Origin of the sequence: uncultured Amnibacterium sp., assembly GCF_964245895.1 — a bacterium.
Lineage (GTDB): Bacteria > Actinomycetota > Actinomycetes > Actinomycetales > Microbacteriaceae > Amnibacterium.
This window is the reverse complement of sequence record NZ_CAXTOQ010000154.1, coordinates 1-7,821: the sequence shown is the minus strand read 5'-3', so window position 1 is coordinate 7,821 and position 7,821 is coordinate 1. Positions and strand designations below refer to the sequence as shown.

Below are 7,821 nucleotides of genomic sequence, written 5' to 3'. Positions count from 1 at the left end.
AGCACCCGCTCCGTCGGGCCGAGCGAGACCGGAACCGCGGCGGGCGCGGCGGCGCTCCACGGCGCGGTCACCCCGGTCGCCGCCAGCAGCACGACCAGCGCGACGGGCACCTGCGCGGCGAGCGGCAGCGCCGACTGACCGGCGACCGCGACCGCCGCGAGCGAGCGCGCCGCGACGACCGGCGCCGCGAGGGCCACCACGACCGGCAGCTCGATCGCGACGGCGCGCAGGAGGACCCGTCGCGCGCCGCCGATCGGCGCCCAGCACACCCAGGCGAGCAGGTCGAGCGCGACGAACGCCGCGACGCCGACGGGCGGGTCGAGCAGCGCGACGCCGGCCACGCTCAGCACGAGCACCCGCACGGCGGCGACGACGAGCAGCCCGACGGCACCGAGCCGCGGCAACAGGGCGCCTGACGCGAGCAGCGGGCGCGTCCGGAGGGCTCGCGCCGCCTCCGACAGCGGCGCGAGCACGGCGATCGAGCCGAGCACGCCGAGGTCCCGGCCCGTGCGGACCGCGGCCACGCCGGCGACGACGAGGCCCAGCCCGACGAGCCCCAGCACGACGAGCGCGGGGACGGCGAGCAGAGGCAGCAGGTCAGGCACGGCCGTGCTCCGCCTCCGCCGCGGCGACGATCAGCGGCACCGCGGCGGGCGGGCGGCCGTCGAGCAGCGCGCCCCACTCGGGTGCTGCGGCACCGGCAGCCGCGTCGACCGGGGCACCGAGCAGCTCGAGGAGGCGGGCGCGCACAGGCACGCCGGGCACGAGCCGCTGCAGCGTCCAGCGCAGCGTGACGGACGCCTCCACGCGGCGCGCGATCCGCTCGACCCGGCGCCGCAGCGGCCTCCGCAGCCGGTCCGCGAGCAGGCCGTCGACCACGCCGTCGATCCGTGCGGCCGGCGGCGTCCACCCCACCAGCCGCAGCAGCGCGGCGGCACCCGCGAGATCGAGCACCTCGCGCCGCAGCTCGTCGTCGACCCGGTCCCGGAGGTGGTCGGCGACGGGCTCGAGCGGCCGTCCGGAGGCGTCCACCAGGCCGACCCGCCCGCGACGGTCGAGCGCGCAGTCGAGCACCAGCCCGGACGGCCAGTCGCGCGCCGCCGGGCCGAAGCGCACGCGCCCGCGGGTCGGCACGCGCATCGCGGGCACGGACGGCACCTCCGCCGCGGTCCGCCGCTGCAGCGCCCCGTCCGCGAGCACCCGCGCGGCGCTGTCGAGCGCCCCGTCGAGGCCGTCGGCGTCCGCGACCGTCCGCTTGGACCGGGGCGCGGGCACCCGGTTCCAGAGCACCTCCACCTCCTGCGCGAACGCCCCGCCCGCCCGCCCGCAGACGAGCAGCAGGTCGGCGTCCTCCGGGTCCGCGACCAGCAGCCAGCCGCGCGCGCGGACGGCGGCCTCAGCGCGGAGGCGCAGCACGGGCCTGCCCGGCACCGCGACGACGAGCACGTGCGCGCGGAGCAGGGCGAGGGCGGCGGTCAGCCCCACGACGAGCGGGCCGGAGGCGCGGTCACGCGGCCCGGAACCGGGTGAGGCGCAGGCTGTTGCCGACGACGAGCACCGACGACAGCGCCATCGCGCCGCCGGCGATCATCGGGCTCAGCAGGCCGAGCATCGCGACCGGCAGGGCCGCCGCGTTGTACGCGAACGCCCAGAAGAGGTTGCCGCGGATCGTGCCGAGCGTCGCCCGAGCGAGCCGGATCGCGGTCGGGACGAGCAGCGGGTCGTCGCGCAGCAGCGTCATGTCGGCGGCCGCCGCAGCGGCGTCCGTGCCGCCGCCCATCGCCACCCCGAGGTCGGCCGCAGCCAGCGCCGCGGCGTCGTTCACGCCGTCGCCCACCATCGCGACCGTGCGCCCCTCCGCCTGCAGCGCGCGGATCCGGGCGAGCTTGCCCTCCGGGGTCTCGGCGGCGAAGACGCGGTCGATGCCGGTCGCGGCGGCGACGGCGTGCGCCGCCCCCTCCCCGTCGCCCGTCAGCAGCACCGGGGTGAGGCCGAGCGCGCGGAGGCGCCCGATCGCGTCGGCCGCACCCGAGCGCACGGTGTCGGCGAGCTCGACGACGCCGACGGCCCTGCCGTCCACGGCGACGACGGTCGCGGTCGCGCCGCGCGCCGCGATCGCCCGGACCGCCTCCCGCGCGGCCCCGATCTCGACGCCGGCGTCGGCGAGCCAGCCGAGCCGGCCGACCTGCACCAGGGCGCCCTCGACCTGCGCGGTCACCCCGCCGCCCGCGTCGGTGCGGAAGCCGCTCGCCGCACGCACGCCGCCCGCCGCCGCCGCCGCGACGAGCGCGCGGCCGACGGGGTGCTCGGAGTCGTGCTCCGCGGCGGCCGCGAGCCGCAGCACCCGGTCCGGGTCCTGGCCGTGCAGGGCGACGACCTCGCCGACGCGCATGCGGCCGGTCGTCAGGGTGCCCGTCTTGTCGAGCACGACGGTGTCGATCCGGCGCGTCCGCTCCAGCACCTCCGGCCCGCTGATCAGCACGCCGAGGCGCGCGCCCCGCCCGGTGCCGACGAGCAGCGCCGTCGGCGTCGCGAGCCCGAGCGCGCAGGGGCAGGCGATGATCAGCGTGGTCACCGCCGCCGAGACGCCGCGGAGGGGGTCGCCCGCGACCCACCAGGCGGCCAGCGCGACGACCGCGAGCCCGATCACGACCGGGACGAACACCCCGGCGACCCGGTCGGCGAGGCGCTGCACGGCGGCCTTGCCGTCCTGCGCGCGGGCGACGAGGCGGCCGATCCGCGCCAGCTCGGTGTCGGCGCCGACCCGCTCCACCTCGAGGTCGAGGCTGCCGCCGACCACGACCGTGCCGCCGGCCAGCCGGTCGCCGGGGCCGACCTCCACGGGCAGCGCCTCGCCGGTGACGAGCGCGGCGTCGACCGCGGAGCGGCCCTCGAGCACGCGACCGTCGCTCGGCACCGTCGCGCCCGGTCGCACGCGGACCCGGTCGCCGACCACGAGGGCCGACACCGGCACGAGCGCCTCGCCGCCGGCGGAGACGCGGATCGCGTCCTTCGCGCCGATCGCGGCGAGCTCGCGCACCGCGGCGCCCGCCCGCCGCCTGGCGGCCTTCTCCGCGACCCGGCCGGCGAGCACGAAGGTCGTGACGACGACGCCGACCTCGAGGTACGTGTCGGGGGCGCCGCCGAGCACCGCGACGACCGACCAGGCGGTCGCGGCGAGCACCCCGAGGCTGATGAGCGAGTCCATCGTCGCGTCCCCGTGCCGCAGAGCACGCAGGGCGGCGCGGTGGAACGGCCACGCGGACCAGCCGACGACCGGCGCGGCCAGCGCGAGCGCGACCCACTGCCAGCCGGGGACGTGCAGCGCGGGCACCATCGACAGCAGCACCACCGGCACCGCGAGCATCGCGGCGACCACGAGCCGGGGGACGAGTCCGCGGCCGTGCGCCTCCTCCCCCGAGCCCGCGAGCCGGGCGCCGTAGCCGGCGGCCTCCACCGCGGCGACGACGTCCGGCAGCGCGGGGCCGCCCCGCACGACCGCCGTCTCCGTCGCGAAGTTCACGTCGGCGGAGGCGCCGGGCAGGCGGTTCAGGCGGCGCTCGATCCGCGTCGCGCAGGCGGCGCAGGTCATGCCGGAGATGTCGAGGCGGACCTCGGAGGGAGCGGCCATCAGCGGGCGAGCGAGTAGCCCGCCTCCTCGATCGCGGCGCGGACCTCGTCGTCGCCGAGGTCGCGGGAGGCGGTGACGACGACCGAGGAGGCTGCGCCCGGGTGCAGGTCGACGGCGACGGACTCGACGCCCGCCAGCAGCGACAGCTCCTCGGTGACGCTCGAGACGCAGTGGCTGCAGGTCATGCCGGTGACGGCATAGGTCTGCCCGCCGCTCTCGGAGCCGTGCGCCTCGGCGTGCCCGTGCGCCTCCGCGTGGCCGTGGCCGCCGCACGCGCAGGCGCCCGCGACGCCGCCGCAGCCGCAGGTCGCCTCCGCGCTCGCGCTGACGTCGGTGATGCCCAGATCCTTCATCGTTCCTCCTCGTGTGGGTCCTCAGCGGACCAGTCGCGCGATGGCGGCGGACGCCTCGCGCAGCTTCTCGTCGGCGACGGGCCCGCCCTCGGCGCTCGCCTCCGCGACGCAGTGCGCGAGGTGGTCGTCCAGCAGCGCGAGCGCCACCGTCTCGAGCGCCTTCGTCGCCGCGGACACCTGGGTGAGCACGTCGATGCAGTACGTGTCGTCCTCGACCATGCGCTGGATGCCGCGCACCTGGCCCTCGGCCCGCCGCAGCCGCTTCAGCAGGTCGTCCTTGTTGGCGACGTACCCGGCGTGCTGCTCCATGCCTCCCAACATACCCCAAGGGGGTATCAGCGCCTTTCGCGGATCCGGATCGACGGAGCGACACGCCGTCCGCAGCGCCTCGCGCGCGGCGTGTCGGCGCATCCGTCCGGATCCGCGAGAGGAATCCGGATCCGCGAAAGGGTCAGGAGGCGGGGGTGATGCCGCCCTCGCCGACGCCCGCGAAGGACTCGATCGCGGCCTCCAGCACGCCGGCGGCGTCGTCGATCAGCGCCTCGGAGATGACGACGGAGGGCAGCAGGCGCAGCACGCTGTCCCAGCTGCCCGCGTCGAGCGGGATCACGCCGTGCTCGGTCGCGTACCGCAGCACGTGCTTCAGCAGCGCCGGGTTCGGCCGCCGCGTGCCAGGCAGCACCAGCTCGACGCCGAACATCGCGCCCTTGCCGCGGACCTCGCCGACGGTGTCGTACTTCGCCGCCCAGCCGCCGATCCGGGCGACGAGGGCGCGCTCGACGCGCTGCGCCTCCCCGATCAGGTCCTCGCGCTCGATCAGGTCGAACACGGCGAGCGCCGCGGCGGCCGACACCGGGTTGCCGCCGAACGTGCCGCCGATGCCGCCCGGCTGCACGGCGTCCATGATCTCCGCACGCCCGGTGACGGCGGCGAGCGGCATGCCCCCCGCGATGCCCTTCGCGGAGGTGACGAGGTCCGGCACGACGCCGTGGTGCTCGATGGAGTACCAGGCGCCCGTGCGCACGATGCCGGCCTGGATCTCGTCGGCGACGAAGACGATGCCGTTGTCGCGGCAGTACTCCGCGATCCTCGCGAAGTAGCCCGGCGCCGGGATCACGACGCCGCCGTCGCCCTGGATCGGCTCGGCGAAGAACGCCGCGACGTCGCGGGCGCCCACGTGGGTCTCGATGTAGTCGATCGTGCGCTCGGCGGCCTCCTCGCCGGTCAGCCCGTCGCGGAACGGGTAGCTGATCGGCACGGAGTAGATCTCGCCGGGGAACGGGCCCATCCCCTCCCGCTCCGGCCAGGGGCGGTAGGTCATCGCCATCGTCATGTTCGTGCGGCCGTGGAAGGCGTGGTCGAGCACGACGAGCGCGCGCCGGCCGGTGAAGCGTCGGGCGATCTTCGCGGCGTTCTCGACCGCCTCCGCGCCGGAGTTCACCAGGATCGAGTGCTTCTCGAAGTCGCCGGGAGTGATCGCCGCCAGCTTCTCGGCGACCCGCACGTACTGCTCGTAGGGCGTGACCGTGAAGAGCGTGTGCGTCAGCTTCTGCGACTGCTCCGCGACCGCCGCCGCGACCGCGGGGTGCGCATGGCCGATCGTCGTGACGCCGATGCCGCAGCCGAGGTCGATGAGGTGGTTGCCGTCGACGTCGACCAGGATCGCGCCCGCGCCGCGCTCCATGTAGATGTTCGCGAGGGTGCCGGCGCCGCGGCTGACGCTGCGCAGGCGCCTGGCCTGCAGCGCGAGCGAGTTCGGGCCGGGCAGCGCCGTGACGACCCTGCGCTCCTGCGGGACGGCGAACGTGCGGGGCTCCACCTGCGTCATGCCCCCACGCTAGGCACATCCGGCGACGCCGACCCGAGAACCGGCGCGATTCCCCGCCCGGACCTGGGACCGTGGTGGGGTGCTGGACGTCGATGCCGCGATCGGACGGATGGAGGGGCTGCTCGCGCGGGTGGACCCGTCGAGCCCCTCGGGACGGCGCCGGGTGCTGCTCGGCATCGCCGGTCCGCCCGGCGCGGGCAAGACGACGCTCGCCGAGCGGGTGGTCACGGCGTTCGCCGACCGCGCCGCGCACGTGCCGATGGACGGGTTCCACCTCGCCGACGCCGCGCTCGATCGCCTCGGCCGCCGGGAGCGGAAGGGCGCGATCGACACCTTCGACGGGTGGGGCTACCGCGACCTGCTGCGCCGCCTGCGGCTGCGGCTGGACGAGCCGGTCTCCGCGCCGGGCTTCGAGCGGGTGCTGGAGCAGCCGATCGCGGGCAGCATCGCGGTCGGGCCGGAGGTGGACCTGGTCGTCTCCGAGGGCAACTACCTGCTCGTCGACGCGGCCCCCTGGCCGCAGGCGGTGGCGCTCTTCGACGAGGTCTGGTTCGCGGACGCGCCCGCCCACCTCCTCCGCGAGCGCCTGATCGCGCGGCACGTGCGGTTCGGCAAGGCGCCGGCGGAGGCCGCGGCGTGGGTCGACGCCGTCGACCTGCCGAACGCGGCGCTGATCGAGCCGACCCGGGCGCGCGCCGACGTGGTCATCCGGACCGCCTGACCCCGCCCGCGCCTCCCCCGAGCACTACAGCAGGAAGAATCACCGTTCGCAGGAAGAACGGGGCGACTTCTTCCTGCTGAAGTGAATCCTTCCTGCTGTCGTGCTCGGTTCTTCCTGCTGTCGTGCTCGCTCAGTCCGCGAGGCGCTGGAAGAGCTCGTGGTCCTGCCACTCGCCCGCGATGCGCATGTACCGGGGCGCCATGCCGATGTGCTCGAAGCCGTTCCTGGCGAGCACGCGCTGGGACCGCACGTTGTCCCGCAGGGTCTCGGCCTGCACGCGGTGCAGCCGCAGCTCGCCGAACGCCGTCTCGAGCAGCGCCGCGACCGCCCCGGAGGCGAGGCCCTGGCCGTTCCGCGCCTGGTCGACCCAGTACCCCATCGCGCACGACTCGAAGGCGCCCCGCGTGACGCCGTTCAGCCGGATGACCCCGGCGAGCAGCCCGTCGTCGTCGAGGATCGCGCGGGCGACGACGGTCCCCTCCACCTCCCGCTCCAGCATCCGCTGCACCTCCACGCGCTGCCCGGGCACCGTGTAGAAGACGTCCGGCCGGATCGCGTCCCACGGCGCGAGGAACGCCCGGTTCTTCGCCTGCAGCCGCGCGATCTCCGGCGCGTCGTCGAGCGTCAGCGGGCGGGTGCGGTCGGGCATGCGCCCGATCGTCCCACCGCCGCGCCGAGCGTCCGCGGTCAGCCGGGCACCGCCCGCAGCACGAGCCGCCCCGACCGCGCGAGCTGCGGCAGCGCGGCGATCCGATGCCGGCTCGCCGCGGACAACCCGGTGGCGCGCCGGTCGACGATCACCGCGTCGCCGCCCAGGAGGTAGGCGGTGACGAACCGCTGCCAGCGGGCGCTGCCCGGGCGGTCGTCCGAGCGGGCCGGCAGGCCCGGCCGGTCGAACGTCCAGCCGGTCACGTCCGGCCACAGCGCGCAGCCCCGCTCGAGCTGGGTCGACAGCACGCCCAGCGCGGCGAGCAGGCCCGGATCGTCGGAGCGGATGCAGCCGTCCACCCGCTGCGCCGCGGCGCTGACGGCCGCGATCGACGGCTCGCGCTTCGGTGGGGCGAGATCCCACGGCAGGGTCGGCAGCGCGACCGCCGCGGTCAGCGCGACGGTGCCGCCCACCACGAGGCTGCGCGACCGCCGCGTCGCGAGCAGCTCCCCGGCGGCGACGCCCAGCACGAGCGCCAGCCACGGGCCGGTCAACGCGACGTAGTGCACGAAGAAGGAGGGACCGGTCAGCAGCACGACGGTCGTCGCGGCGAGCAGCAGCACCGCCCAACGCCCGACG

Annotated in this window: 8 protein-coding genes and 1 pseudogene; 1 reads left to right on the top strand and 8 read right to left on the bottom strand. The window is 76.5% G+C overall.

The features are described 5' to 3' along the window. The 6 genes and pseudogenes from ACFE60_RS15880 to ACFE60_RS15855 form a co-directional block, all read right to left on the bottom strand. A pseudogene (locus tag ACFE60_RS15880) lies at positions 1-605 on the bottom strand (hypothetical protein); the annotation flags it as partial. Further along, positions 598-1,485, bottom strand: coding sequence for a hypothetical protein (locus ACFE60_RS15875; protein ID WP_375389833.1), 888 nt, complete (start codon positions 1,483-1,485; stop codon positions 598-600). The gene ACFE60_RS15875 and the pseudogene ACFE60_RS15880, both read right to left, overlap by 8 nt. A 22-nt stretch (positions 1,486-1,507) precedes the next feature. Beyond that, positions 1,508-3,631: a heavy metal translocating P-type ATPase gene (locus ACFE60_RS15870; protein ID WP_375389832.1), complete on the bottom strand. Its 2,124-nt coding sequence runs from the start codon at positions 3,629-3,631 to the stop codon at positions 1,508-1,510. Then, positions 3,631-3,984 (bottom strand): heavy-metal-associated domain-containing protein, encoded by a 354-nt coding sequence (locus ACFE60_RS15865; RefSeq protein WP_375389831.1) that lies wholly within the window; start codon positions 3,982-3,984, stop codon positions 3,631-3,633. Before ACFE60_RS15865 ends, ACFE60_RS15870 begins: the two co-directional genes overlap by 1 nt. Positions 3,985-4,005: 21 nt before the next feature. Next, complete coding sequence (locus ACFE60_RS15860) at positions 4,006-4,293, bottom strand: metal-sensitive transcriptional regulator (RefSeq protein ID WP_375389830.1); 288 nt, start codon at positions 4,291-4,293, stop codon at positions 4,006-4,008. A 142-nt stretch (positions 4,294-4,435) separates the two neighbouring features. Continuing rightward, complete coding sequence (locus ACFE60_RS15855; protein ID WP_375389829.1) at positions 4,436-5,812, bottom strand: aminotransferase class III-fold pyridoxal phosphate-dependent enzyme; 1,377 nt, start codon at positions 5,810-5,812, stop codon at positions 4,436-4,438. Positions 5,813-5,891: 79 nt separating this feature from the next. Between ACFE60_RS15855 and ACFE60_RS15850 the strand changes: the two genes are divergently transcribed. Next, positions 5,892-6,533: a nucleoside/nucleotide kinase family protein gene (locus tag ACFE60_RS15850; RefSeq protein ID WP_375389828.1), complete on the top strand. Its 642-nt coding sequence runs from the start codon at positions 5,892-5,894 to the stop codon at positions 6,531-6,533. 130 nt (positions 6,534-6,663) lie between these two features. Here the strand turns inward: ACFE60_RS15850 and ACFE60_RS15845 are convergent, their stop codons facing one another. Both ACFE60_RS15845 and ACFE60_RS15840 read right to left on the bottom strand, forming a co-directional pair. Then, positions 6,664-7,182 carry a GNAT family N-acetyltransferase gene (locus tag ACFE60_RS15845; RefSeq protein WP_375389827.1) on the bottom strand — a complete coding sequence of 173 codons (519 nt, stop codon included), beginning with the start codon at positions 7,180-7,182 and terminating at the stop codon, positions 6,664-6,666. A 38-nt stretch (positions 7,183-7,220) separates the two neighbouring features. After that, a partial coding sequence (locus tag ACFE60_RS15840) for a hypothetical protein (protein WP_375389826.1) occupies positions 7,221-7,821 on the bottom strand: 601 nt, incomplete at its 5' end.

Coding starts and splice junctions, on each gene's coding strand:
- ACFE60_RS15870 (WP_375389832.1), bottom strand. CDS start 3,631: ATGGCCGCTCCCTCCGAGGTCCGCCTCGACATCTCCGGCATGACCTGC.
- ACFE60_RS15865 (WP_375389831.1), bottom strand. CDS start 3,984: ATGAAGGATCTGGGCATCACCGACGTCAGCGCGAGCGCGGAGGCGACC.
- ACFE60_RS15860 (WP_375389830.1), bottom strand. CDS start 4,293: ATGGAGCAGCACGCCGGGTACGTCGCCAACAAGGACGACCTGCTGAAG.
- ACFE60_RS15855 (WP_375389829.1), bottom strand. CDS start 5,812: ATGACGCAGGTGGAGCCCCGCACGTTCGCCGTCCCGCAGGAGCGCAGG.
- ACFE60_RS15845 (WP_375389827.1), bottom strand. CDS start 7,182: ATGCCCGACCGCACCCGCCCGCTGACGCTCGACGACGCGCCGGAGATC.